Below are 25,616 nucleotides of genomic sequence, written 5' to 3'. Positions count from 1 at the left end.
CTGCTCGCGGGAAAAGCTCAGGCCTCGACCTCGCTGCGGTCGCCGCTCCACAGCGTGTGGAAGCGCTTGTCGCGGTCGGTGTCTATGCGGCCGTAGGTGTGCGCGCCGAAGAAGTCGCGCAGGCCCTGGGTCAGCGCCGCGGGCAGTCGCTCGGTGCGCAGTCCGTCGTAGTAGGACAGCGCGGAGCTGAAACCGGGAATCGGGATGCCCAGTTCGGTGGCCTTGACCACGACCCGGCGCCAGCTGTCGATGGCGGCCTCGATGGCCTCGCGGAAGTACGGGTCGACGATCAGGGTGGGCAGGTCGGCGTCGTTGTCGAAGGCGTCCTTGATGCGGTTGAGGAACTTGGCCCGGATGATGCAGCCGCCGCGCCAGATGGTGGCCATGTCGCCGGGGGTGATGTCCCAGTTGTATTCGGCACTGCCGGCCTGAATCTGGTTGAAGCCCTGGGCGTACGCGATGATCTTCGAGGCGTACAGCGCCTGGCGGATGTCCTCGGTGAACTGGGCTGCGGCTTCCCCTCCCGCGGGCACCCGCTCAGCGAGACCGCCGGACGCCAGACCGGTGGTGGCCTTGCGCTGGGCCACCGAACCCGACAGGGCCCGCGCGAACACCGCTTCGGCGATGCCGGTGACGGGCACGCCGAGATCCAGCGCGGACTTCACCGTCCAGCGGCCGGTGCCCTTCTGCTCGGCCTCATCCAGGATCAGATCGACCAGCGGGGTGCCGGTCTTGGCGTCGACCTGGCGCAGGACCTCGGCGGTGATCTCGACCAGGTAGCTGTCCAGATCTCCGGAGTTCCAGTCGGTGAAGACGTCGGCGATCTGTCCGGCCGCCAGGCCCAGGCCGTCGCGCAGCAGCTGGTAGGCCTCACCGATGAGCTGCATGTCGGAGTACTCGATGCCGTTGTGCACCATCTTCACGAAGTGCCCGGCGCCGTCGGGGCCGATGTGGGTGCAGCAGGGCACGCCGTCGACGTGCGCGGAGATCTCTTCCAACAGCGGGCCCAGCGAGACGTAGGACTCGGCGGGGCCGCCGGGCATGATCGACGGGCCGTTGAGCGCGCCCTCCTCGCCGCCGGAGATGCCGGCGCCGACGAAGTGCAGTCCGCGCTCCCGGATCGCCTTCTCGCGGCGGATGGTGTCGGTGTAGAGCGCGTTGCCGCCGTCGATGATGATGTCGCCTTCCTCCATCGCGTCGGCGAGCTCATTGATGACGGCGTCGGTCGGATCACCGGCCTTGACCATGATCAGGACGCGGCGCGGCTTCTCCAGCGCGTCCAGGAATTCGGCGATCGTCTCGCTGCGCACGAAGTTGCCCTCGGAGCCGTGCTCGGCCAGCAGTGCGTCGGTCTTGGCGATCGAGCGGTTGTGCAGCGCAACGGTGTAACCGTGGCGGGCGAAGTTCCGCGCGATGTTGGATCCCATGACCGCGAGGCCGGTGACCCCGATCTGTGCCTTGCCGGTGTTGCCCGAGTTGGTCATGCGGCAGCCTTTCGTGTCGTCTACGTCTTCGATGGTTAGATCGCCGCCGGCTCGGGGTTTTATGCCCTAGTGACTGAACAGGCGGTGCAACTCGGTGAGCCAGGGAAGTGCCAGCGCCACCGTGGGGATGATGAGGATCGCGGCCGCGGCGGTGTAGGCCGCCGCTGCCAGGCCAAGACTATTGCCCTTGCCGCAGAGCCGCTGCACTCGGACCACCGTGGTCGGTCCACCCGCGGCCAATGCACCGGACGGGGTGCGCCCGCCGGCGCAGGCGACCAGGGCGCGGGCCAGGGGAGTGGGCCCGGCGACCCGCACGGCGGCGTCATCGGCGAGCAGTTCGATGAGCAGGCGCACAGCGTCGAGTGCGTTACCGCTTCGGACGAACCGCGGGAACGCGGCGTGCACGGCGGTGAACATCTCCAGCACCAGATCGTGGCGGGCCCGCAGGTGGGCGCTCTCGTGGCTGAGGATGGCGGAGATCTCGGATTCCGAGAGCGTGGTCAGGGCGCCTTCGCTGACGACCACGCGGCTGCGGACGCCGGGCAGGCAGTAGGCCATCGGCTGGGCGACGCCCAGGATGCGCAGTCCACTGGGGCGACGGGCGGGAGTGGGCACTTCGTCACGTGACATACCGACCAGGTCGACGACCATGCGGTGATGGGCGCGCCGGCGCCGGGTGGCGACGGCCACCAGCAGGACGGCGACGATCAGCCGCGCGCCGATCATCAGGGTGAGCGCGAAGACGACGACGTACACCGCCCACAGCGGCCAGCCGAGGACGGCAATTTCGCTGGTCAGAGTGGCAGTGGGGCGGCCGTCGGGGCCGGGGACGAACAGCCGGCTGGCGATGGCGATACCCGCGGAGAACGCCGAGAGCACCGCGGCGAGGGCGATGGCCTGCCAGAGCACGATGGCGGCGCGCGGCGCGCGTAGTGGCCAGGATGCGCGCGCGAGGAGCGCGGGAACCGGACCGACGAGCACCAGCGCGACTATGGAGAAGGCCAGCGCGGACACGCCGTAAGTCTCCCTCAGTCGGTACCCGAATTACCAGCCGGTGGGACAACCCGGTGCTTGGACTCCAGTTCGGCGAGGGCGCGACGCAGGGCATCGGCCTCGTCGGCGCCGACTCGCTCGACAAAATGCACCAGTGCGGCCTCGCGGCTTCCGGAGTCCGAGACCTGGTCCAGAGCGTCGACCATCAGGCCGGCGACGAGCTCGTCGCGGCCATGGGTCGGGGCATAGCGGTGGGCACGGTCATCGCGATGCTGGACGACGAGGTTCTTCTTCGCCAGCCGCTGCAGGACCGTCATGATCGTGGTGTAGGCCAGGTCACGGCGCGCAGCAAGGGCCTCGTGGACCTGACGCACCGTTTGCGGTTCGCGCGAGATCCAGAGGTGGTCCATCACTTCGCGCTCGAGTTCCCCGAGCCGCGTCAACTTGGCCATGTTCTGTTCACTCTCCTGAGCAATGGAATCAGGGTACTACGCGGTTACTACCGTGCGTCGTATCCCATCTATGCACCAGGTCGTTTACCTGGAGTCGTACTCTCCCGCGCCGGTCACGGCCCGTTTCCGAGGTACCTGTGAGTCCAGTCACAGGTACTGGTCCGGTTGGCGACGATGACTATAGTAAGGCTAACCTAACCGAAGAAGGAGGTGCTGATGACGGTCGTGGTCGACGATCCGCTGATTGCACGCATGTCGATTAGGCGGGCACTGCCGCTGCACGAATCCAGCCGGCGACTGCGGGAGCTCTACCCGGAATGCCCGCGGGTCTACGGCGTGGCGGTGATGGGTGATCTGTCCCGGCGACGTTGGTGGCCGCTGGTCGAGGTGATGACCACCGACCGCCTGCGCACCATGTTCGACGCCGCAATCGCCGAGACCGACAGCCGTGCCGCGGTGGCGCAGCAGCTGGCGGCGACGCTGTCGCATGTCGTGATCGGTCGCGTGACTCCACTGGTCGCGCTGGAGGGGCGCGCCTGGGATACCGGGCTGGAGAACCTCTGGGTGCACGTCGACTCCGAGGGCGCCATCGACTGGGTCGGTGTGGTCGATCCGACGCTGCGCGCCCTGCCGGACGATCCGCACCTGGCGCAACGTTCCACTGTCGGCACGGTGCGCACCACGCGCGACGGCATCGTGGCGCTGCCCAGTGAGGCGGCGTTGACGACCTGGGTGGCGCATCGCAGCCATCGGGCCCTGGCTCCGCTGTTCGCCAAGCTCTATGAGGTCAGCGACGGCGCGATCTCGATCGCCTCGATGTGGAACATCGTGGGAGCGGCCGTGGTGGGCGCGTCGACCCAGGTGCCCCTGCTCGCCGGGTCCAGCGAGCTGACGAGCATGTGCCGCGGCCAGGCGATCCTCGACGCGTTGGTCGGGTTCGGCCTGCCGGTTCGCGGCGCCAGCAGAACTGCCGCGGGGAAGGTCTTGCTATATTAGGGCAGCCTTGCCTATCCTAAAGTCGCGAGGCTAACGGACCGAGCCGGAGTCCTGAGGGCTGCAGAGACCCCCGGTCCACTCGAAGGAAGGGCCCCACGCATTACGCGTGGGGCCCTTCCGCATTCCCGCTTCAGTAGGTGTAGACACAAATCTCGTGACCGCACCTCTGCCTCCCGGCCTCGGCGCCGGCTTCGACAGCGAATTGGGACTGCAGTACCTGGAGGTGACCCCCGACGGCGGACGTGCCCGTCTGGAGATCACCGACAAGGTCAAGCAGCCGTGGGGGATCGTCCACGGCGGTGTCTACTGCTCCATCGTGGAAAGCCTCGCCAGCGTGTCCGGACACGTCTGGCTCGCCGAGCACGGCGGCGGCACCGTCGTCGGTGTGAACAACAACACCGACTTCCTGCGCGCCATCAAATCCGGCACGGTGACGGCTGTTTCGACGCCGATCCACCGCGGCCGGCGGCAGCAGCTGTGGCTGATCACCATCACCGACGAGGACGACCGCCCGGTGGCGCGCGGTCAGGTGCGGTTGCAGAACGTCGCCGAATGACGGTGAGCGCTGCTGATTCGCCCAAGGCGTGGCAGTATCGCGCACTATGCGTTTAACGCCGCATGAACAAGAGCGGTTACTCATCTCCTACGCGGCCGACCTCGCCCGGCGACGGCAGGCACGCGGCCTCCGGCTGAACCATCCCGAAGCCATCGCGCTGATCACCGACCACATCCTGGAAGGTGCGCGCGACGGGCGCACGGTGTCCGAGCTGATGGTCAGCGGCCGCGAGGTCCTCACCCGTGAGCAGGTCATGGACGGCGTCCCGGAGATGCTCTACGACGTCCAGGCCGAGGCGACCTTCCCGGACGGCACCAAACTCGTCACCGTCCACCACCCGATTCCGTGACAGGGCGTGGCATGAACCCAGGTGAGATCGTGTTCGGTGACGGCGATATCGGCCTCAATGAGGGCGCGCCGCGCATCTCGCTGGAGGTGGTCAACACCGGTGACCGGCCGGTGCAGGTGGGCAGTCACGTACACCTGCCGCAGGCGAATTCGGCCCTCGAATTCGATCGCGCGGCCGCACACGGGCACCGTCTGGACATCCCCGCCGGCACCGCGGTGCGCTTCGAACCCGGCATCGCTCAGCACGTTTCGCTGGTGCCGCTGGGCGGGACGCGCGAGGTGTACGGGCTATCGCTGAATCCACCGGGCAGATTGGACTCCTCGCAGTGACCTACCTCTCCCGCGATCGCTACGCCGCGCTGTACGGACCCACTGCCGGCGACCGGATCAGGCTGGCCGATACCGACCTGTTCATCGAGATCACCGAGGATCGCAGCGGCGGACCGGGATTGGCCGGTGACGAAGCGGTGTTCGGTGGCGGCAAGGTGCTCCGCGAATCGATGGGCCAGAGCCGGGCGACCCGGGCCGACGGATCACCTGACACCGTCATCACCGGGGCGGTCATCCTCGACTATTGGGGAATCATCAAGGCCGATATCGGGATCCGCGACGGCCGCATCGTCGCGATCGGCAAGGCGGGCAACCCCGACATCATGTCCGGGGTGCACCCCGACCTGGTGGTCGGTCCGTCCACCGAGATCATCTCCGGCAACGGCCGCATCGTCACCGCGGGCGCCATCGATTGTCACGTCCACCTGATCTGTCCGCAGATCATGGAGGAGGCCCTGGGTGGCGGCATCACCACCATCATCGCCGGCGGGACGGGTCCGGCGGAGGGCAGCAAGGCCACCACCGTGACGCCGGGTTCCTGGCATCTGGCACGGATGCTGGAAGCACTGGACACCTGGCCGCTCAACATCGCGCTGCTGGGTAAGGGAAATACGGTCAGCTCCGATGCATTGTGGGAGCAATTGCGCGGCGGTGCAGCCGGATTCAAGCTGCACGAGGACTGGGGCACCACACCGGCCGCGATCGACGCCTGCCTGACCGTGTCCGAGGCCGCCGGTGTGCAGGCCAACATCCACACCGACACCCTGAACGAGATGGGGTTCGTGGAGGACACCCTGGCCGCGGTGAAGGGCCGGTCCATCCACGCCTATCACACCGAGGGCGCCGGCGGCGGGCACGCGCCCGACATCATCACCGTCGCGGGCGAACCCAACGTGCTGCCCAGTTCCACCAACCCGACCCGCCCGCACACCGTGAACACCCTCGACGAGCATCTGGACATGCTGATGGTGTGCCACCACCTCAACCCCCGGATTCCCGAGGATCTCGCGTTCGCGGAGAGCCGGATCCGGCCCTCGACCATTGCCGCAGAGGATCTGCTGCACGATATCGGCGCAATCTCGATGATCGGCAGCGACGCCCAGGCGATGGGACGTATCGGCGAAGTGGTGCTGCGCACCTGGCAGACCGCGCATGTCATGAAGCGCCGCAGGGGATTTCTGGAAGGCGACGTGCGGGCCGACAACAACCGGGCCCGCCGCTACGTCGCGAAATACACCATCTGCCCGGCGGTGGCGCACGGCATGGATCACGAGATCGGTTCGGTGGAGGTCGGCAAGCTGGCCGATCTGGTCCTGTGGGAGCCCGCGTTCTTCGGGGTCCGTCCGCATGCCGTGATCAAGGGCGGCATGATCGCCTGGGCCGCGATGGGGGACGCGAACGCCTCCATTCCCACCCCGCAGCCGGTGCTGCCCCGGCCGATGTTCGGTGCCGCGCCCGCAGCCGCCGCGGCCACGTCGGTGCACTTCGTGTCACCGCAAGCGCTCGAGGACGGCCTGGCCGACCGACTCGACGTGAGGCGAAAGTTGTTGGCGGTGGGCAACGTACGGCAGGTGGGCAAAGCCCAGATGCCGCTGAACGACGCACTGCCGCGTATCGAGGTGGACGCCGACACGTTCACCGTGCGTATCGACGGCGAGGTCTGGCAGGAGCAGCCCGCCACCGAACTGCCGATGGCGCAGCGTTACTTCTTGTTCTGATGAATTCGAATTTCCCGTCGCTTCGCTCGCCCGGGCCGAACTCCCCGTCGCTTCGCTCTCCCGGGTCACTGGCGACACTTCTCACGCTGGCCGATTCCCGGCTCCCCACCGGCGGTCACGTGCACTCCGGCGGCGTCGAAGAGGCCATCACCGCCGGCCGGGTCACCGGCGTCGCGACGCTGCGGGCCTACCTGTGCCGCCGGATCCGCAGTCAGGGCCTGGTGAGTGCGTCGCTGGCCGCCGCGGTGCACACCGGCAGCCTCACCATCGACGCCGCCGATGCCGAAACCGATGCCCGCACACCGTCCCCGGCGGCGAGGGCCGCTTCTCGGGCGCAGGGCCGCGGGCTGCTCCGGCTGGCCAAGAGGGTGTGGCCGGAACATCAGTGGGGCACCCTCGGGTCCAAGCCGCATCTCGCGGTGGCTGCCGGTGCGGTGGGGACGGCCAGCGCGGTGGCACCCGAACACACCGCGCTATCCGTGGTGTACACCACCATGACCGGATCGGCCACCGCGGCGCAGCGGTTGCTGGCGCTGGATCCCGCCGATGTGGCGGTGCTGACCTTCGAGTTGTCCCCGCTGTGCGAGCAGACCGCGGCGCAGGCCGTCAAGGAACTCGCCGACCTGTCCGATCCGCTGCTCGACGTGCTGGCCGAAGGTCACGCTGCACGCGAGCGGCCGCTGTTCTTTTCCTGAAGTTCATGAGCTGAGTCGAAAGGTCCCGATATGCCACCACATTTCATCGACGGTGAACCGCACACCCACGCCGACCGGCCCAAGCGGGTACGTCAGCCGGGGGAACCGTTGCGTATCGGGGTGGGCGGACCGGTGGGTTCGGGTAAGACGGCACTGGTGGCCGCGCTGTGTCGTCAGTTACGCGACGAGATCTCACTGGCGGTGCTGACCAACGACATCTACACCACCGAGGACGCCGATTTCCTGCGCAGGCATGCGGTACTGCCCGATGAGCGCATCGCCGCGGTGCAGACCGGGGGTTGCCCGCACACCGCCATCCGTGATGACATCACCGCCAATCTCGATGCCATCGACGATCTGGTCGCCGCCAATCCGGGTCTGGACCTGATCCTGGTCGAATCCGGTGGGGACAACCTGACCGCGACCTTCTCCTCGGGCCTCATCGATGTGCAGATCTTCGTCGTCGACGTCGCGGGCGGTGACAAGGTGCCGCGCAAGGGCGGGCCCGGGGTGACCTTCTCGGATCTGTTGGTGATCAACAAGACCGACCTCGCGCCCATGGTCGGCGCCGACCTTGACGTGATGCGGCGGGACTCCACCGCGGTACGGGGCGATCGGCCCTTCGTACTCGTCTCGCTCACCGACGACCCGACCGCCGGCCCGGTGCTGCAGTGGGTGCACGAGCAACTCCGGGTGCCGGTGCTGGGCTGACGATGCGGTCGGACGTCCTGCTGGTGGCGCGGCCCGGCCGCGGCCCGCACATCGAATGTGCGGGTGGGCTCGCCGCGCGCCGCACCCAACCCGATGTCGTGCATCTGTTGTCGGCCGCCGCGACCCCGCTGGGCGGGGATGTCATCTCGGTGCGGATCGTCGTGGAGAAAGGTGCCCGCTTGCGGGTGCACAGCGTCGCGGCCAGCGTCGCGCTCCCTGGTGCGGGAAGCGTGGTGTCGCACAGTTTCTGGGATCTTGAGGTGTCAGGTGAACTGGACCTCGATCCCCAGCCCACCGTCGTCGCGGGCGGAGCGCGCCACCACACCAGCACCCGGCTGCAGGTGGGGCGGACCGCCACGGCGCGGGTGCGAGAGAGCGCACAGATCGGCAGAACCGGTGAGGACCAGGGGTTCTGGACCTCGGCGCTGTACGCCGACGTCGACGGCACTCCGCTGCTGCGGCACCGGGTGGAACTCGGCGAAGGCTCGGTGGCCGACGACGAGTTGGGCACCCCGCGCGCGTGTGTCAGCGAATTGCGTTATCCGGAAACCGGATTCGACAGCGCCGGCACCGTTCTGGAATTGGCCGGTGGCGGCAGCCTGTCGACGTGGCAGGGCCGGCGACTGGGCGGCTAACTGGCCGCCTTCTCGCCCTCCTGCGCCGCGGCCGCGATCTCCTGCAACTCTTCGATCCGGGTGCGGGCGTAGGCCTGCTGCTCGGTGATCGTCAGCTGACCACGCTGGCGACTCAGGAAGGTCACCGCCCACGAGAGCAGGGTGGCGATCTTGGTCTTGAAGCCGACCAGGTAGATCAGGTGCAGTCCCAGCCACGCCAGCCAGGCGAAGAAACCGCTGAACTCGAACTTGTTCTTCTCGCCGAGCGGAATCTGGGCGACGGCGTTCCACTTCGACACGGTGGCCATCGAGCCCTTGTCGAAGTACTTGAACGGCACCCGCGGCTTGGGCTTGGTGCCGTGCGCCCGCGCTGCGGCCTCGTTCTTGACGATCGCGGCGACGTACTTGCCGCCCTGGATGGCGCCCTGCGCCATCCCGGGGACGCCGGGTACGAAGGCCATGTCGCCGATGACGAACACATTGGGGTGTCCGGGGATCGACAGGTCGGGATTGACGACCACGCGGCCCGCGCGGTCGATCTCGGTCTCGGACTGCGCGGCGAGATCCTTGCCCAGCGGGCTGGCGGCCACACCGGCCGACCACACCTTGCTGGCCGATTCGATGCGGCGCAGGGTGCCGTCCTGGTTCTTGACGGTGATGCCGTTGCGGTCGACGTCGGTGACCATGGCGTTGAGCTGGATCTCGACGCCCATCTTCTCCAGCCGTTCCTTGGCCTTGAGGCCGAGCTTCTCACCCATGGGTGGCAGCACGGCCGGGGCGGCGTCGAGCAGGATGACGTGCGCCTCGGTGGGGTCGATGTGGCGGAAGCTGCCCTTGAGCGTCTGGTCGGACAGCTCCTGGATCTGGCCGGCCATCTCGACACCGGTGGGTCCGGCGCCGACGACGACGAAGGTCAGCAGCTTCTTGCGGCGCTCCGGATCGCTGGACCGCTCGGCCTGCTCGAAGGCACCGAGGATGCGGCCACGCAGTTCGAGCGCGTCGTCGATGGTCTTCATACCCGGCGCCCACTCCGCGAAGTGGTCGTTGCCGAAGTACGACTGACCGGCGCCGGCCGCCAGGATCAGGGTGTCGTAGGGCGTGCTGTAGGTGTGGCCGAGCAGGATCGAGTCGACCGTCTTCTTCTCCAGGTTGACGTGGGTCACGTCGCCCAGGAGCACCTGCGCGTTGTTCTGCTTGCGCAGGATCAGTCGCGTCGGCGGGGCGATCTCACCCTCGGAGATGATTCCGGTGGCCACCTGGTACAGCAGCGGCTGGAACAGGTGGTGGGTGGTGCGGGCGATCAACTTGATGTCGACGTCGGCCCGCTTGAGCGCCTGTGCGGCGTTCAGCCCACCGAAACCCGAACCAACGATGACTACCTTGTGCCGATCCGATGCCGTAGCTCCGGGGTGGCTCATCTCTGCTCCTAGCGAAGTACTTTGTTAATACAACCCTAGGGTAGTCGGTGGCCATCCCACCAGCGCGGTGAGATGGCGCACCACCCGAAAGTTCATCTGCAGGGGGTTACCCCGAGATAACCGGTTTCAGCGCCTCGGCCACCGCGGTCACGCCGCCGGGCACATATCCGCCCATCGTCACCGGGCTGATGATCACCCCGTCCACACCGGCGTCGTAGACCTTTTCCTTGATCTGCTCGGCGACCTGCTCCGGGGTGCCGAACGCCGCCTGCTGCTTGAAGTCGTCGGGAATCATGTCCGCGGTGAACTGCTCGCCGATCATGGCCACGACCAGCATGCTGGTTTCCAGGGTGGCCGGGTCACGGTCGATCTCCTCGCACCGCTGACGGACCACGTCCAGCTTGCGTGGCAGCTCGTCGAAACCGGCGATGATGTTGAGGTGGTCGAAGTGCCGCGCCGCCAGCGGGATGGTCTTCTTCTCGCCGCTGCCGCCGATCATCAGCGGAATGTGTTCGCGGAAACGGGGATTGGCGAACGCTTCCTGGGTCTTGTAGTAGGCCCCGTCGACGGTGACGCGCTCGCCCTTGAGCATCGGCACGATGATCTGCAAGGCCTCGTCGAGCTTCTTGAAGCGGTCGGTGAAGGTGCCGAACTCGAATCCCAGGCTGTCGTGCTCGAGCTCGAACCAGCCGGTGCCGATGCCCAGGATGGCGCGGCCCTGGCTGATGACGTCCAGCGTGGTGATGGCCTTGGCCAGCACGGTGGGATTGCGATAGGTGTTGCCTGTGACGAGGGTTCCCAGCTGGACCCGCTCGGTGGCGGTGGCCAGCGCACCGAGCGCGGTGTAGGCCTCCAGCATCGGCTCTTCGGGCGCGCCGAGCCCGGGCAGTTGATAGAAGTGGTCCATCAGGAAGACCGAGTCGAAACCGGCGGTCTCTGCTTCCTGAGCTTGGGCGATGACGGTCGGAAACAGTTCGGAGACGCTGGTGCCGTAGGAGAAGTTGGGGATCTGAAGTCCAAGTCGAATGGCCATGCGACTCACGTAACCACAACTAAGCGGAGCGGTCACCCCGTTTTAGCTCGGGGCGAACACGGGAATATTTCAGCCGAAGCTGGCGAGCGCGCCCTGGCTGACGTGCAACGTCTCACCGGTGATGTGCCGAGCCGACGGCGTCGTGAGAAACAGTGCGAGACGGGTGATTTCGTCGGCGGTCGTGGTGGGGGAGCTGCCGAGGCCGTCGTATCCCGGGTCGACGCCGCGGCCGGCGGCGACGAGGTTGATGGTGATACCACGGATGCCGAAGTGTGCGGCCTGTCCCGAGGTCCAGTTCGACAGTGCTGCCTTGATGGCGGCGTCCGCGCTGCCGTCGGCGGGGTTCGAGGCCACCACGTTGATGATCGAACCGCCCGAGCTCAGCTGGTCGCCGAGCACCGATACCGTCAGGACTGCGGACAACACCGTCGTGTCCAGGGCGTGGCGCCAGGCCGACGCGCGGTCGGTCAGCGTGTGGGTGCGCGGGTCGCCGGCGTCCCAGCGCGGGGCGGGCACGTTGATGATGCCGTCCAGGTGCTGGGGGAAGGCGCTGCGAGCGGCTTCGAGGCTGGCCGGGTCGTTGTTGTCGAAAACCACGTAGTCGACGTCGAGTTCCTTGGCGGCGACTTCGAGCTCGGCGCGCTGGGCTCCGGCGATCATCACGCTGTGGCCCTCGTCGCGGAATCCGCTCGCAATGACGCGACCCAGTTCGGTATCGCCACCGGTGACGAGCAACTCCATGGGACCTCCTTGGTTCAGCGCTGAAGCCAGCGAGTGACCTTGATGTTACTGGACAGTAGCTAGCTGGGGGAAATCAGACGCGCCATCGGCAGGGATGGTCGGCAACGTCTGGTAACGCAACGCAGGGCGGGGGCGACGTATGGTGCAGAACTCCACCGAGGGCGCGCACGGCACACCCGAACGCCACCGGTGGACTCCGTCGTGGGTGCAGAAAATCAGCAACGCTGTGAACCCGTCGCTGCGTAGGGTTTTGTGATGTTCAGCAACCTCTCAGGTTTGCACTCAATGAGCAACTCACACTTGCGTCACGGCCGTAACACGGTAGTTTCTTCACCATGGATCAGTCGGACGTGAATTCCTCACACCGCAAGCGGCTCGGCAAGAGGCTTTCGGTCGCTGCAGCGGTGGCGTCCGCGGCGGCCCTGGCCCTGCCGGGCGCGGTGTCGCACGCGGAGCCGGTGCCGCCCGCACCGGTGCCCGCCCCCGCCGAGCCGACGGTGCCGCCGGCCCCGCTGCCGCCCGGCGCCCCCGTGCCGCCGGCCGCCCCGCTGCCCCCGGGTGCACCCCTGCCTCCGGGGGTGCCGCCCCCACCGGCCGACCCGAACGCACCGCCCGTCGATCCGAACGCTCCGCCGCCGCCACCGGCTCCGGAGCCGGGCCGCGTCAACAACGCTCCCGGCGGCTTCAGTTACCTGCTGCCCGAGGGGTGGAAGGTGGCCGACGCCACCCAGCTGTCCTACGGCCAGGCGCTGCTGACCAAGATCCCGCCGCCGGGAACCGAACAGCCGCCGAACGACACCAGCGTGCTGCTGGGTCGGCTCGACATGAAGCTCTTCGCCGGTTCCGAAGCCGACAACGCCAAGGCGGCCGCCCGGCTGGCCTCCGATATGGGCGAGTTCTTCATGCCGTTCCCGGGGACCCGGCTCGGCCAGGAGACCACACCGCTGACAGCGGGCGATCTCACCGGCACCGCGTCCTACTACGAGGTGAAGTTCACCGACACCACCAAGCCGACCGGACAGATCTGGGCCGGTGTGGTCGGTGCGCCCGCCGCGGCCGCTCGCGGTCAGCGCGCACCCGAGCGCTGGTTCGTGGTGTGGCTCGGTACCGCCAACAACCCGGTGGACAAGGCTGCTGCGACGGCGCTGGCCCAGTCGATCAAGCCGTGGAGCCCGCCGCCCCCGCCGCCGCCGCCGGATCCGAACGCACCCCCGCCGCCGCCGGACCCGAACGCACCTCCGCCCGACCCCAACGCGCCGCCGCCGCGGCCCGGAGTCGGTGTTCCGGTCCCGGTCGATCCGAACAGCGCCCCCGGGATGCTGCCGGCCTAATCGCCACGAACCATCGCCATGTCGCCCTGAGCGCCGCAGCGCGGATACATATCCGCAGCGGCTCCCTCGGGGCGACATTGCGTTGTCATGGTCGTGGCGGCGATGGACGATCGTGCCCATTTCTTGGGCATGATCGTTACCCGGGCCGGGTACACCGGATGACATCCCGGCCGCACGGTCGGGAGTCCCGCACACGGGTCACCTAGGCAGGAGTTCACTGATGGACATGCTGGCCGCTACGGAGTTTCTCGCCCGCTCCTCCACGCAGACGAGCGTGGGCTGGATCGGTTACATCATCATCGGCGCCATCGCCGGGTGGATCGCCGGAAAGATCGTCAAGGGCGGTGGATCCGGCATCTTGATGAACATCGTCATCGGCATCGTGGGTGCGTTGATCGGTGGTTTCCTGCTCAGCTTCTTCCTGGACACCGCGGGCGGCGGCTGGTGGTTCACGCTGTTCACCGCGGTGCTGGGCTCGGTGATCCTGTTGTGGATTGTGGGCCTGGTGACCAGGAAGAAGGTCTAGCGGCTACCGGCACATTGGCGCCGCGCTCAGGTGGACGCGTGCCACACGAGCGCGGCGGCCAGTGCGCCCATGCCGTTCAATGACCAGTGCAGCGCGATCGGCGCGAGCAGACTGCCACTGCGCCGCCGCAACCAGGTGAACACGAATCCGGCCGCGGCCGTGGCGATCACCGCGCCGACGACACCGGCCACCATGCCGAAAACACCGCCACCGAGGATGCGGAAGAACCCGACATTGCCGCTGGTGAGTCCGAACGAGCTGGCGATGTGCCACAGGCCGAACAGCAGTGAGCCGGCGGCGGCCACACCGCGGACCCCCCAGGCGCGGTCGAGCGCACCGTGCAGCACACCGCGGAAGGCCAGTTCCTCCGGAATGACCGTCTGCAGCGGGATGATCACCATCGAGGCGATCAGCGCGCCCGACAGCGTCGCGTAGTGGTTGTTCATGAACATCGGGCGCGTCCACGGCAGCAGCGCGCCGATCGCGATGACCATCAGCACGATTCCTACGACGACGGCGGCGTAGCCGGCACCCGAGCGCCACTGCTCCCGGCCCAGGCCGAGTTCGGACCAGCCCAGCCCGCGGGAGCGCACCAGGATCACCAGGCCGACCGCGGCGGCGGGCACGATCACGACATTGGCCCACGGCGTGGTGAAATGTGCCACCAGATTGGTGAGCGCGAGCACCACCACCACGATGCCCACATCGACGTAGACCCGGAAATGGTGCAACGCCGACAGCTGCCCAACCAGGGGATGGGCAGGCATTTCGAGCGGTGCAGCCACCGCGCCGGCGTCAGACATTGTCTGTAAGTGTACGTGCCGTGGTTGTCTACCTAAGTTAGCGAACTGACACGCTATGGTGTCGAGCGTGCTGAGGATGATGCGGTGACGGCGCAGGGGCCCCTGTTGGGTGGCGTGCGGGTGCTCGACCTCACGGGTGCCGATGGCGCGGCGATCACCCGGCTGCTGGCCGATCTGGGTGCCGATGTGCTCAAGATCGCGCTGCCCGGCGACGACCGCGACCGGCACACCGCGCCGCTGGTGGGTGCCACCAGCGTGCCGTTCACCTTGGACAATGCCAACAAGCGCTGCGCGACGCTGGATCCGGCCGACGAGGCCGACCGGCGCCGGTTCGACGAACTGGTCGCCGGCGCCGACATCCTCGTCGCCGACGGGAATCAACTGACCGGTGCTTTCGGCACCTCCTGCGCCGACCTCGCCGACCGTCATCCCGACCTGGTGGCGCTGTCGGTCACCGATTTCGGCACGGACGGCCCCTACCGGTCCTGGCTGGGCACCGACGCAGTGTTCTACGCGATGTCCACCGCGCTGTCGCGGTCCGGCCCGGCCGCCGGGACACCGGTGCTGCCGCCGATCGGTATCGCGTCGGCCACGGCGGCGGCGCAGGCGGCGTGGGCGGTGCTGGCCGCCTACTACCACCGGCTGCGTCACGGCGGCGGTGACTACATCGACTTCTCCCGGTTCGAGGCCGTGGTGCAGGCCCTCGATCCGCCGTTCGGGTCGCAGGGACAGGCGGCGTCCGGGCTGAAGCGCTCCGGCGGTTGGCGCGGCCGCCCGCGCAACCAGCAGATCTACCCGACGTTCCCGTGCCGCGACGGGTACGTGCGCATCTGTCTGCTCTCGGCGCGGCAATGGCGCGGGATGCGGGCCTGGCTCGGTGAACCCGAGGAGTTCAGCGGGCCCGAATTCGATTCGATCGCGGCGCGATTCGCCGCATCCACACAGCTGAACGCGGCGATCGGGGCATTGTTCGCCGCCGAGTCCATGGCCGATCTGGTGGCGCAGGGACAGTCGCGGGGCGTGCCGATCGCCGCGGTGCAGACGCCGGCCGAAGCGCTGGCCTCCGACCACTTCCGCGCCGTGGGCGCCCTGGCACCGTTGCCGGTGGCCGGCGGCGACACCGTGACGGTGCCGGTCGGCCCGTTCGTCGTCGACGGCGCCCACCGCGGTGTGACCGCACCGCCGGCCGCGGGCGCGGCCCCGGAGTGGCTGGGCCCGAGCAACGCGCTGGGCCGGCCGCAGAAAAACGGGCGGCGGCCGTTCGACGGACTGCGGATCCTGGATCTCGGGGTGATCGTCGCCGGCGGTGAACTCGGCCGGTTGTTCGCCGATCTGGGAGCCCGGGTCGTCAAGGTGGAGAGCGCGGCCTACCCCGACGGGCTGCGCCAGACCGCGCCGGGGCAGGCGATGAGTTCGTCCTGGGCGCTGACCCACCGCAACGAACTGAGCTTCGGGGTGGACCTGCGCCGGCCAGAAGGTGCCGAGATCTTCGGCAGGCTGGTGCGCAGGACCGATGCGGTGTTCGCCAACTTCAAGCCGGGAACACTTGCTGCACTGGGCTTCTCCTACGACGCGCTGCGCGCGTTGAATCCCACGGTGGTGCTGGCCGAGAGCAGCGCCTTCGGGGACACCGGCCCATGGAGCGACCGGATGGGTTACGGCCCACTGGTGCGTGCCACCACCGGCGTCACGCGGTTGTGGCGGGGCGTGGGCGCCGAGAAGGACCAATTCTCGCAGTTTTTCGATGCGACCACGATCTTCCCCGATCACGTGGCAGCCAGGATCACCGCGATCGCCACCCTCGCCGCATTGATTCGCCGGGAACGCACCGGAACCGGTGCGCACGTGCACATCTCGCAGGCCGAGGTCGCGGTCAATCAACTTGCTGTGGCATACGTCGCCGAGGCCGCGGCGCAGGCCGGTCTGCCGCTCACCGAGGATCCGGCCGTGCACGCGGTCTGCCCGTGCGCCGGAGAGGACGAATGGTGCGTCGTCTCGGTGCGCCACCAGGCCGACCGCGACGCACTGGCGGCGCTCATCGGTATCGACCTGCCCGCCGACGGCACCGCACTGACCGCCATCCTCGGGGCCTACACCAGCAGCCGGGACAAGCACGTCATCACCGAGGAACTCCAGGGCGTCGGCATCCCGGCCGGGCCGATGAACCGGCCGGGCGACGTGCTCGACGATGTTCAGCTCCAGTTCCGTTCGCTCTACACCGATCTGGAACATCCGCTCTTCGACGAGCCGATGCCCAGTGAGACCGGTCCGGCGCCCTACCGCACGATTCCGCGCGGCGAACTCCGCCCGGCGCCGGTGGCAGGGGAGCACACCCGCGATATCGCACACCGGGCACTCGGACTGGACAACGCCGAGATCGACCGGCTCATCGCCGACGGTGTCCTGTTCGAAAGCGACGTTCCGTTCACCAGCAGCGTGCCTTCCGAGAGCACCACCGACCAGAGGAGCGCCCCGTGAGCACCGCATCAGTCTTCATTGCCGGACAGTTCCGTCCCGCGTCCGACAGCATCGCTGTCATCGAGGCCGCCACCGAGGAGCAGCTCGGGCTGGGCGCCGCGGCAACAGAATCCGAGATCGATGACGCTGTGACCGCGGCCCGGACGGCCCTGCCGGGCTGGGCGGCGACTCCGGCCGCCGAGCGCGCGGGCGTGCTGCGGCTGATGGCGGATGCGCTGCAGAAACGGGCGGCCGGCACCCTGGAACTCTGCTCGCGCGAGAACGGTATGCCGATCCGGCTGTCCAAGGGCGCCAACGGCATGTTCCCCGCAGTGCTACTGCGGTACTACGCCGACCTGCTGGACAAGACCGACCAGGAGGAGGTGCGCCCGGCCGCGATCGGCCACACCATCGTGCGCCGCGAGCCCGTCGGCGTCGTCGCCGCCATCACCCCGTGGAACTACCCGCAGGCACTTGCCATCATGAAGATCGCGCCCGCGCTGGCCGCAGGGTGCGCCATGGTGCTCAAGGCAGCACCCGAGACCGCCTTGGACGCCTTGGTTTTCGCCGAAGCGGCCGAGGAGGCCGGGCTGCCGGCCGGCGTACTGAACATCATCGCGGGCGGCGCACAGGCGGGTGCCCATCTGGTCTCACATCCCGGGGTGGACAAGGTGGCCTTCACCGGGTCGACGGTCGCCGGACGCATCATCGCCGAGACCTGCGGCCGACTACTGCGGCCGGTGACCCTGGAACTCGGTGGCAAGTCGGCCGCGATCATCCTCGACGACGCGGATCTGGACGCCACCGTCAAAGGGCTACGGTCGGCCTCGTTCGTCAACAACGGGCAGACCTGTCACCTGAGCTCACGGATCCTGGCACCGCGGTCGCGCTACGCCGAAGTGGTCGACGCGGTGGCGGCGCTGGCAGACGGTCTGGTGGTGGGTGACCCACTGCAGAAATCCACCGATATCGGGCCCCTGGTCAGCCGCCGCCAGCAGGAGCGGGTGCTCGAGTACATCGGAGTCGGTAAGTCCGAGGCCAAACTGGTTGCCGGCGGCACCATCCCGGCTGATCAGCCGCGCGGCTGGTTCGTCTCCCCGACGGTGTTCGCCGACGTCGACAACTCGTCGCGTATCGCCCAGGAGGAGATCTTCGGCCCGGTGCTGACGGTGATTCCCTACGGCACGGATCAAGAAGCCGTCGACATCGCCAACGACAGTGAGTTCGGCCTGGGCGGCACGGTGTGGTCACCCGATGTGGATCGCGCCACCGATATCGCCCGCGCCGTGCACACCGGCACGATCGGCGTCAACGAATACCAGTTGGATGTCAACGCCCCGTTCGGTGGCGTGAAGGCCAGCGGACTGGGCCGCGAACTCGGCCCCGAGGGGCTGGCCGCCTATCAGACGCTCAAATCGATCTACCGGGTCGGACCGGCCTGACCCGGCGCGAGCGTGCGTGTCTGTTGCCTGACACGCCGCGCGCGACACCAAGTTTCCGCACGCTCGTGGAGAGGACCACACAGTGACCATCGACCCCAGAACCCCGGTGCTCGTCGGGTACGGACAGGTCAACCAGCGCGACGAGAGTTCGACGACCGAACCCGTGGATCTGATGGAGGCCGCCGCCCGCGCCGCCGCCGACCCCCGGGTGCTCGCCGCCGTGGACTCGGTGCGCGTGGTCAACCTGCTGTCCTGGCGCTACCGCGATCCGGGTCTGCTGCTCGCGCAGCGCATCGGCGCCCAGGACGCGGCCACCCGGTACACACCGATCGGCGGCAACGTGCCGCAGTCGCTGGTGAACCAGGCCTGCCTGGATATCCAGCAGGGCCGCAACGATGTGGTGCTCATCAGCGGCGGCGAGACGTGGCGCTCGCGCACCCGGCTGCGTGCGCGCGGTGAGAAGCTGGTCGGTACCAAGCAGGACGAGTCGGTTCCGCCGGCGCCCGGTTCCGACGACGAATTCCAGCTGGCCGGACCGGGCGAGCTGCGCATCCATCTGGACCGACCGGCGTTCGTGTACCCGATGTTCGAGCAGGCGTTACGGATCGCGGCGGGCGCCACCCCGCAGGACCACCAGCAGCGCATCGGTGCGCTGTGGTCCCGGTTCAGCGCGGTCGCCACCGGCAATCCGCACGCCTGGAACCAGGAGGCGCTCACCGCCGAGGAGATCGCTCAGCCCGGGCCGAAGAACCGGATGATCAGCGCCCCGTACACCAAGCTGATGAACTCCAACAACATGGTCGATCAGGGCGCGGCCCTGATCCTGATGTCGGCGGAGAAGGCCACCTATCTTCAGATCCCGCAGGAGCGTTGGGTTTTCCCGTACGCGGGCACCGACGCACACGACACCTACGAGATCAGCCACCGCGCCGAGTTCCACGGGTCGCCGGCCATCCGCATCGGCGGCAAGCGGGCACTGGAACTCGCCGGGCTGGGCGTCGACGACATCGGTCTGGTCGACGTCTACTCGTGCTTCCCGTCCGCGGTGCAGGTGGCGGCCAACGAACTCGGCCTGGCACTCGATGATCCGCAGCGCCCGCTGACCGTGACCGGTGGCCTGACCTTCGCCGGCGGACCGTGGAACAACTACGTCACCCATTCCATCGCCACCATGGCCGAGCGTCTGACCGCGGCGCCCGGGGCGGTCGGCCTGATCACGGCCAACGGCGGTTACCTCACCAAACACAGCTTCGGCGTCTACGGCACCCAGCCGCCCACCGACGGGTTCCGTTGGGAAGACGTGCAATCCAGCGTCGACGCCGAACCGACCCGCGCCGCCGAGGTCGAATGGGAAGGTGTCGGCACCGTCGAAACCTGGACGACACCGTTCGACCGCGAAGGGGCGCCGGAAAAGGCCTACCTGGCGGTCTGGACACCGGCGGACACCCGTGCCCTGGCGGTACTCAACGACCGCTCCGAGGCCGCGGCCAGCGTCGCCGAGGACATCGCCGGTGCCAAGGTCACCGTGCACGCCGACGGCACCGCCACGCTGGGCTGACGACGACACTGCGGGCGCTGCGACGACCCTGGTCAAGGGTTTACGCGGACACCTGTTCGCGTAGTTCGTCGTCGAGAGAGACGCGCACCAGTGCGGCGGCCAGTTCGGCCGGCCTTCCCTTGGACAGCGCGAGCAACTCGTCGGGTTCGCCGGGCAATCCCAGCTCGCGTGCGGTCTTCAGCGCCCGCTTGTCGAAATACGGTTGCGCCCAGGGCCACACGTTCTGCGCTTCCCGCAGGAAGATATCGGCTCCGGTGGGGCCGATACCGTCGAATTGTTGCAGGGCCCGAGCAGCGGCGCGGACGTCGTGCCCCGCCTCGTCGGCCAGATTGCGCAGGTCACCGGAGTAGCGGTCCTGCACCGCGGTGGCGATTTCGGTGAGCCGGGTCGCCGAGCTCTCGTCGTACCGGGCGTAACCGGCACGGCCGAAGGCCTTGATCATGGTCGGCCGGTCGGCGCGCAGCACGTCTGCGGGCGTGCGAAGTCCGCTGCCGAACAGTTCGCGTGCCGCGGCCACCGCGACCGAAGCGGCGATGGGCTTGCTGGCCAGCATGGTCAGGTTCAGCAGCTGGAACAGCGGTTTGGGTTTGTTGTCCAGCGTGATGCCGGCCTCGTCGGCGTAGGTGGTGCCCGCCTGCTTGAGCAGGCGGCTGATCGATGTGGAGGAGCCTGCCATGGGGTGGGCATACCCCGGGGCTTCGAGGGCTAACCGGTCCTACTTGGGCGGCAGGCCCGATGCGTACCCGAGGCCGCGGGTCACCCACGGCTGTAGTTGGCGTTTGGTGGTCACACCGGCCGCCGCGACCCGGATCCAGCCACGAGTTTCCCTGCCCGCCATCACCATCGGTTCGACGTGCGCGCGGGTGAGAAGCGCGGCGGTCTCCTCGGCTGGCACGCGCACCATCAGACCCCCGTGGCCGGACACGCAGACGGCCATATGCCCGTGCACGAGGAAGGCCAGACCGCCGAACATGCGTTTCTCGTCGATGCCGGCGGTGGTCGCGAGCAGTTCCCGGATCCGCTCGGCGAGGTCTTCGTCGTAGGCCATCGGCCTAGTCCAGATCGACGCGAACGGTGAGCAGGTCGCTGCCCATCACCCGGACCATGGAGCTGTTGAGCTGGGGCAGATGGGCCAGCCGGGCAATGGGGTCATCGGAGGGCAGCAGGTGCGCGGTGCCGGTGCGCCACCGTCCGCGGATACGTACCCGGACAGCCGGATTGGCCTTGATGTTCTGCACGTAGTGCGAGTGCTCACCGTGCTCGGATACCATCCAGAACTGGCCGTCGATGACCCGTCCGCCGACCGCGGTGCGCCGTGGCAGACCGGATTTGCGGCCCGTTGTCTCCAGCATGGTGACGGGCAGCTTGCGCCCGATCGGGTTGACGACGCGGCGCTGCACCGCGTGCACGACGCGGCGCTTGGCGGTGTTGAAGTCGGTCATCGGGCTCCCCGGGTCGCTGGTCAGTCGAGTTTAGGCGGTGGCCGACTCTCAGACCTGGGCGACGACCCGCGGTTGACAGCGGACCTCGAAATTGACCGAGTTGGCGATGAAACAGAGTTCGTGCGCGCGTTCGTGGATCTCGGTGAGTGTCTCGGCCTGGTGCGCATCGGTGATGTGCACGGTCGGGCGCAGCACGACTTCGGTGAAATAGCCTCCGCCGTCAGCGGTCTGGGCCATGGTGCCCGACGGCTGGTCGGTGTAGCCGGTCACCGTGACACCGGCCTGGGCGCACAACGCCAGGACCCACAGCATGTGGCACTGCGACAGCGACGCCACCAGGAGCTCCTCGGGGTTCCAGCGCTCGGGCACGCCCCGGAACGCGGGGTCGGCGGTGCCGGGGATCGTGGGTTTGCCCGGTGCGCTGATGTCGTGGGCGCGTTCGTAGTCGCGGTAGCCGCTGGTGCCGGAGCCGGTATTGCCGGTCCAGGTGATGTCGAGTTCGTAGTGATGGGTCTTGTCGGCCATGTTCACACGGTAGGAGCCCACCCCAGGGCGGGTCCGAGTCGGGCGGCCATATCGCCGATGATCTGCGTGTAGTCCTCGGCGGCGAACGTGAATGGCAACGCGAAGGTGATCTCGTCGGCGCGCTGGAAACCGGCGTGCGCGAACAGCTGGTCGGCGAGTTCGTCGGAGGGGCCGACGTAATCGGGGGAGAACATCATGCCGCGGGGACCCTGGGGTGTCGTGGTCCGCTCGAACCGGCTCGCGGCGTAGTCGCGGTAGCGCTGCACCTGGTCGTTGCTGGCCGAATCGGTCGGGATGACCACCAAACCCTGTGACACCCGCGCCTTTTCGGGGTCGGGATGGCTGGCGCGGTAGGCGTCGATCTGCTCGGCTTGAATGGTGGCGAAATCGCGGGATTCGGTGCCCTCCGTGCTGACCACCGAACTGGTCAGATAGTTGATGCCCTGCCGGCCGGCCCAGACCGCCGACTCCCGTCCGCCGCCGTACCAGAGGCGTCCGGCCAGCCCGGGGGAGTGCGGCTGGACCCGGTTGGTGAACTGCTCGATACCGACGGTGCCTTCGAAGTCGCTGACCGGTTCGCCGCGCAGGGCGCGCAGCAGCCGGGACACCCGCTCCTTGGAGAAGTCCTCGCTCATGTGCGTGTCGGGGTACAGGGCGGTCTTGTAGTGGTCGTAGAGCATCGGGGTGCCCACCGATACGCCGGGATTGATCCGCCCGCCGGAGAGCAGGTCGACGGTGGCGAGGTCCTCGGCCAGCCGCAGCGGGTTCTCCAGGCCCAGCGGAATCACCGCGGTGCCGAGCTCGATGCGCGAGGTGCGCTGCGTGGCGGCGGCCATGATGGTCACCGGCGAGGAGATGCCCGGCTGCAGATGCCGGCATCGCAGCCACACGCTGTCGAAGCCGAGGTCCTCGGCGTGCTCGATGACCTGCAGGGTCTCCTCGATGCCGGGCCGTGGATTGTCGGCGTCGAAACGGCCGATGGTCAGGAAACCGAGCTTGCGCAGCCGTTCACCGCGTCGTGGCATCGGGCGTCACCTTTCTCTGCGCGAGCAGACACAAATGGCCCACAAATCCACTGGATCTGGGGCCATTTGTGTCTGCTCGCGGTATTTGGTTGTCAGGCGGCGACGGTCGCCGCTTCAGCCGCCGGCTCCAGTGCCAGCGCGACGATCTCGGCGACATCGGTCATCGGCCTGACCTCCAGGGCCTTCAGCACCTCGGCCGGGACTTCGTCGAGGTCCGGTTCGTTGCGCTGCGGGATGAACACCGTCTTCAGCCCTGCCCGTTGCGCGGCAAGCAACTTCTGCTTGACCCCGCCAATCGGCAGCACCCGGCCGTTCAGCGTGACCTCACCGGTCATGCCGACGTCACCGCGGACCTGTCGCCCGGTGGCCATCGAGACCAGGGCCGTCACCATGGTGACGCCGGCCGACGGACCGTCCTTGGGGATGGCACCCGCGGGCACGTGCACGTGGATCTGGCGGTCCAGGGCCTTCGGGTCGACACCCAACTGCTCGGCGTGGGCCCGCACGTAGGACAGCGCGATCTGCGCGGACTCCTTCATGACATCGCCCAGCTGGCCGGTCAGCTTCAACCCCGGTTCGGCATCCACGGCCCCGGCCTCGATGTAGAGCACGTCGCCACCCAGCCCGGTCACGGCCAGTCCGGTCGCCACGCCCGGCACCGCGGTGCGCTCGTCGGAGTCCGGCGTGAACCGCGGACGGCCCAGGTACTCAACGAGATCGGGCTCATCGATGGTCAACGCCTCGGTCGACGAAGCCAGCTTCGTGGTGACCTTGCGCAACGCCTTGGCCAGCAACCGCTCGAACTGCCGCACGCCCGGTTCGCGGGTGTAGTCCGCGGCGATCTTGCGCAGTGCCGCATCGGTCAGCGTCACCTCGTCAGAGGTCAGCGCCGCCCGTTCGGCCTGCCTGGGCAGCAGGTAATCCCGCGCGATGGCCACCTTGTCGTCCTCGGTGTAGCCGTCGATCTGGATCAGTTCCATCCGGTCCAGCAGCGCCGACGGGATGTTCTCGATGACGTTGGCCGTCGCCAGGAACACCACATCGCTGAGGTCCAGATCCAGCTCCAGGTAGTGGTCCCGGAACGTGTGGTTCTGCGCCGGGTCCAGCACCTCGAGCAGGGCCGACGACGGGTCGCCGCGGTAGTCCGAGCCGACCTTGTCGATCTCGTCGAGCAGCACGACGGGGTTCATCGAACCCGCCTCGCCGATGGCCCGCACGATACGGCCGGGCAGCGCGCCGACGTAGGTGCGCCGGTGACCGCGGATCTCGGCCTCGTCGCGCACACCGCCGAGGGCGACGCGAACGAACTTGCGGCCCAAAGCCCGTGCCACCGATTCACCCAGCGAGGTCTTACCGACACCGGGCGGACCGGCGAGCACCATGACGGCGCCGGAGCCGCGGCCGCCGACGACCGACATGTTGCGCTGCGCCCGTCGGGCCCGCACGGCCAGGTACTCGACGATGCGGTCCTTGACGTCGTCCAGCCCGTGGTGATCGGCATCCAGGATCTCGCGGGCCGCCTTCAGATCGGCCGAGTCCTCGGTGGTGACGTTCCACGGCAGCTCCAGGACGGTGTCCAGCCAGGTACGGATCCAGCCGCCCTCGGGGCTCTGGTCGCTGGAGCGTTCCAGCTTGCCGACCTCACGCAGGGCAGCCTCGCGGACCTTCTCGGGAAGGTCGGCCGCCTCGACGCGGGCCCGGTAGTCGTCCGACCCTTCCGGTTCACCCTCGCCCAGTTCCTTGCGGATTGCGGCGAGTTGCTGGCGCAGCAGGAATTCCTTCTGCTGCTTGTCCATACCGGAACGGACGTCCTCAGCGATCTTGTCGTTGACCTCGACCTCGGCCAGGTGCTCGCCGGTCCATTCGATGAGCTGGCGCAGCCGCTGCGACACGTCCTCGGTCTCCAGCAGTTCACGCTTCTGCACATCGGTGAGGTACGACGCGTAGCCGGCGGTGTCGGCCACGGCGGACGGGTCGGTGATCTTGTTGACCACGTCGACGATCTGCCAGGCCTCGCGCCGCTGCAGCATCGCCAGCAGCAGCTTCTTGTACTCGGCGGCCAGTGCGCGGGTTTCCTCGGTCGACTCGGCGTCGGCCACCTCGGTGACCTCGACCCAGAGCGCCGCACCCGGTCCGGTGGTCCCGGTGCCGATGTGGGCGCGTCGTTCGCCCTTGACGACGGCGGCCGCGCCACCGCCGGGAATGCGCCCGACCTGCACGATCGAGGCGAGCACACCATAGGTGGGGTACCGGTCGTCCAGGCGAGGGGCGATCAGCAGCTGGCCCGAGTCGCTGGACTGGGCAGCGTCGACCGCGGCCCGGGCGGCGTCGTCGAGCTCGATGGGCACCACCATTCCAGGCAGCAGGATGGGCTCGCTGACGAACAAGACCGGGACGGAGATGGGTTCAGACATCAAT

Annotated in this window: 26 protein-coding genes; 13 read left to right on the top strand and 13 right to left on the bottom strand. The window is 68.2% G+C overall.

Annotated elements, in window-relative coordinates:
* Positions 1-17: 17 nt before the first annotated feature.
* From gndA to ASE48_RS05540, 3 genes are all read right to left on the bottom strand, one after another.
* Positions 18-1,484 (bottom strand): NADP-dependent phosphogluconate dehydrogenase, encoded by a 1,467-nt coding sequence (gene gndA / locus ASE48_RS05550; protein ID WP_057166055.1) that lies wholly within the window; start codon positions 1,482-1,484, stop codon positions 18-20.
* A 66-nt stretch (positions 1,485-1,550) separates the two neighbouring features.
* Positions 1,551-2,498 carry a M56 family metallopeptidase gene (locus ASE48_RS05545; protein WP_057166054.1) on the bottom strand — a complete coding sequence of 316 codons (948 nt, stop codon included), beginning with the start codon at positions 2,496-2,498 and terminating at the stop codon, positions 1,551-1,553.
* A 14-nt stretch (positions 2,499-2,512) separates the two neighbouring features.
* Positions 2,513-2,929, bottom strand: coding sequence for a BlaI/MecI/CopY family transcriptional regulator (locus ASE48_RS05540; protein WP_057166053.1), 417 nt, complete (start codon positions 2,927-2,929; stop codon positions 2,513-2,515).
* Between the two features lie 216 nt (positions 2,930-3,145).
* Between ASE48_RS05540 and ASE48_RS05535 the strand changes: the two genes are divergently transcribed.
* The 8 genes from ASE48_RS05535 to ASE48_RS05500 all read left to right on the top strand — a co-directional run bounded on the left by ASE48_RS05535 (position 3,146) and on the right by ASE48_RS05500 (position 8,918).
* Positions 3,146-3,925: a hypothetical protein gene (locus ASE48_RS05535; RefSeq protein ID WP_057166186.1), complete on the top strand. Its 780-nt coding sequence runs from the start codon at positions 3,146-3,148 to the stop codon at positions 3,923-3,925.
* 154 nt (positions 3,926-4,079) lie between these two features.
* On the top strand, positions 4,080-4,481 hold the full coding sequence (locus ASE48_RS05530) for a PaaI family thioesterase (protein WP_057166052.1): 402 nt from the start codon (positions 4,080-4,082) through the stop codon (positions 4,479-4,481).
* 46 nt (positions 4,482-4,527) lie between these two features.
* Complete coding sequence (locus ASE48_RS05525) at positions 4,528-4,830, top strand: urease subunit gamma (protein WP_057166051.1); 303 nt, start codon at positions 4,528-4,530, stop codon at positions 4,828-4,830.
* An 11-nt stretch (positions 4,831-4,841) separates the two neighbouring features.
* Positions 4,842-5,159: an urease subunit beta gene (locus tag ASE48_RS05520; RefSeq protein WP_057166050.1), complete on the top strand. Its 318-nt coding sequence runs from the start codon at positions 4,842-4,844 to the stop codon at positions 5,157-5,159.
* Complete coding sequence (locus ASE48_RS05515) at positions 5,156-6,877, top strand: urease subunit alpha (RefSeq protein WP_057166049.1); 1,722 nt, start codon at positions 5,156-5,158, stop codon at positions 6,875-6,877. The genes ASE48_RS05520 and ASE48_RS05515 overlap by 4 nt, the downstream gene beginning before the upstream one ends.
* Positions 6,877-7,572, top strand: coding sequence for an urease accessory protein UreF (locus ASE48_RS05510; protein ID WP_082614020.1), 696 nt, complete (start codon positions 6,877-6,879; stop codon positions 7,570-7,572). The genes ASE48_RS05515 and ASE48_RS05510 overlap by 1 nt, the downstream gene beginning before the upstream one ends.
* Positions 7,573-7,602: 30 nt before the next feature.
* Positions 7,603-8,283: an urease accessory protein UreG gene (gene ureG / locus ASE48_RS05505; protein WP_057166048.1), complete on the top strand. Its 681-nt coding sequence runs from the start codon at positions 7,603-7,605 to the stop codon at positions 8,281-8,283.
* 2 nt (positions 8,284-8,285) lie between these two features.
* The gene (locus ASE48_RS05500) at positions 8,286-8,918 is read left to right on the top strand and encodes an urease accessory protein UreD (RefSeq protein WP_057166047.1); all 633 of its coding nucleotides are present in this window, start codon (positions 8,286-8,288) and stop codon (positions 8,916-8,918) included.
* Here ASE48_RS05500 and ASE48_RS05495 read toward each other — a convergent pair.
* From ASE48_RS05495 to ASE48_RS05485, 3 genes are all read right to left on the bottom strand, one after another.
* Positions 8,915-10,315 carry an NAD(P)/FAD-dependent oxidoreductase gene (locus ASE48_RS05495; protein ID WP_057166046.1) on the bottom strand — a complete coding sequence of 467 codons (1,401 nt, stop codon included), beginning with the start codon at positions 10,313-10,315 and terminating at the stop codon, positions 8,915-8,917. The genes ASE48_RS05500 and ASE48_RS05495 overlap by 4 nt on opposite strands.
* Positions 10,316-10,421: 106 nt before the next feature.
* Complete coding sequence (locus ASE48_RS05490) at positions 10,422-11,348, bottom strand: LLM class F420-dependent oxidoreductase (RefSeq protein ID WP_057166045.1); 927 nt, start codon at positions 11,346-11,348, stop codon at positions 10,422-10,424.
* A 69-nt stretch (positions 11,349-11,417) separates the two neighbouring features.
* Complete coding sequence (locus ASE48_RS05485) at positions 11,418-12,089, bottom strand: SDR family oxidoreductase (RefSeq protein WP_057166044.1); 672 nt, start codon at positions 12,087-12,089, stop codon at positions 11,418-11,420.
* 335 nt (positions 12,090-12,424) lie between these two features.
* Between ASE48_RS05485 and ASE48_RS05480 the strand changes: the two genes are divergently transcribed.
* Entirely contained in the window at positions 12,425-13,420 is a 996-nt protein-coding gene (locus ASE48_RS05480; protein ID WP_057166043.1) for an APA family fibronectin-binding glycoprotein, read from the top strand.
* Between the two features lie 220 nt (positions 13,421-13,640).
* Positions 13,641-13,946 (top strand): GlsB/YeaQ/YmgE family stress response membrane protein, encoded by a 306-nt coding sequence (locus tag ASE48_RS05475; RefSeq protein WP_057166042.1) that lies wholly within the window; start codon positions 13,641-13,643, stop codon positions 13,944-13,946.
* A 26-nt stretch (positions 13,947-13,972) separates the two neighbouring features.
* On the opposite strand, the gene ASE48_RS05470 is transcribed toward ASE48_RS05475, so the two are convergent.
* Positions 13,973-14,749 (bottom strand): CPBP family intramembrane glutamic endopeptidase, encoded by a 777-nt coding sequence (locus ASE48_RS05470; protein ID WP_057166041.1) that lies wholly within the window; start codon positions 14,747-14,749, stop codon positions 13,973-13,975.
* A gap of 84 nt (positions 14,750-14,833) precedes the next feature.
* On the opposite strand from ASE48_RS05470, the gene ASE48_RS05465 reads away from it, so the two are divergent.
* From ASE48_RS05465 to ASE48_RS05455, 3 genes are all read left to right on the top strand, one after another.
* The gene (locus ASE48_RS05465; protein WP_057166040.1) at positions 14,834-17,227 is read left to right on the top strand and encodes a CaiB/BaiF CoA-transferase family protein; all 2,394 of its coding nucleotides are present in this window, start codon (positions 14,834-14,836) and stop codon (positions 17,225-17,227) included.
* Positions 17,224-18,648: an aldehyde dehydrogenase gene (locus ASE48_RS05460; RefSeq protein WP_057166039.1), complete on the top strand. Its 1,425-nt coding sequence runs from the start codon at positions 17,224-17,226 to the stop codon at positions 18,646-18,648. Before ASE48_RS05465 ends, ASE48_RS05460 begins: the two co-directional genes overlap by 4 nt.
* An 82-nt stretch (positions 18,649-18,730) precedes the next feature.
* The gene (locus ASE48_RS05455) at positions 18,731-20,206 is read left to right on the top strand and encodes an acetyl-CoA acetyltransferase (protein ID WP_057166038.1); all 1,476 of its coding nucleotides are present in this window, start codon (positions 18,731-18,733) and stop codon (positions 20,204-20,206) included.
* Positions 20,207-20,246: 40 nt separating this feature from the next.
* Here ASE48_RS05455 and ASE48_RS05450 read toward each other — a convergent pair whose 3' ends face one another.
* From ASE48_RS05450 to lon, 6 genes are all read right to left on the bottom strand, one after another.
* Entirely contained in the window at positions 20,247-20,882 is a 636-nt protein-coding gene (locus tag ASE48_RS05450; RefSeq protein ID WP_057166037.1) for a hypothetical protein, read from the bottom strand.
* Positions 20,883-20,921: 39 nt separating this feature from the next.
* Positions 20,922-21,254, bottom strand: coding sequence for a TfoX/Sxy family protein (locus ASE48_RS05445; RefSeq protein ID WP_057166036.1), 333 nt, complete (start codon positions 21,252-21,254; stop codon positions 20,922-20,924).
* 4 nt (positions 21,255-21,258) lie between these two features.
* The gene (locus ASE48_RS05440) at positions 21,259-21,648 is read right to left on the bottom strand and encodes a nitroreductase family deazaflavin-dependent oxidoreductase (RefSeq protein ID WP_057166035.1); all 390 of its coding nucleotides are present in this window, start codon (positions 21,646-21,648) and stop codon (positions 21,259-21,261) included.
* A gap of 48 nt (positions 21,649-21,696) precedes the next feature.
* On the bottom strand, positions 21,697-22,173 hold the full coding sequence (locus ASE48_RS05435) for an OsmC family protein (protein WP_057166184.1): 477 nt from the start codon (positions 22,171-22,173) through the stop codon (positions 21,697-21,699).
* A gap of 2 nt (positions 22,174-22,175) precedes the next feature.
* Complete coding sequence (locus ASE48_RS05430; protein WP_057166034.1) at positions 22,176-23,198, bottom strand: LLM class flavin-dependent oxidoreductase; 1,023 nt, start codon at positions 23,196-23,198, stop codon at positions 22,176-22,178.
* 92 nt (positions 23,199-23,290) lie between these two features.
* Positions 23,291-25,612: an endopeptidase La gene (gene lon / locus ASE48_RS05425; RefSeq protein ID WP_057166033.1), complete on the bottom strand. Its 2,322-nt coding sequence runs from the start codon at positions 25,610-25,612 to the stop codon at positions 23,291-23,293.
* Positions 25,613-25,616 lie beyond the last annotated feature (4 nt).

Origin of the sequence: Mycobacterium sp. Root265, from assembly GCF_001428895.1 — a bacterium.
Taxonomy (GTDB): domain Bacteria; phylum Actinomycetota; class Actinomycetes; order Mycobacteriales; family Mycobacteriaceae; genus Mycobacterium.
The sequence above is the reverse complement of the archived record's forward strand: the minus strand, read 5'-3'. Positions and strand labels throughout refer to the sequence as shown.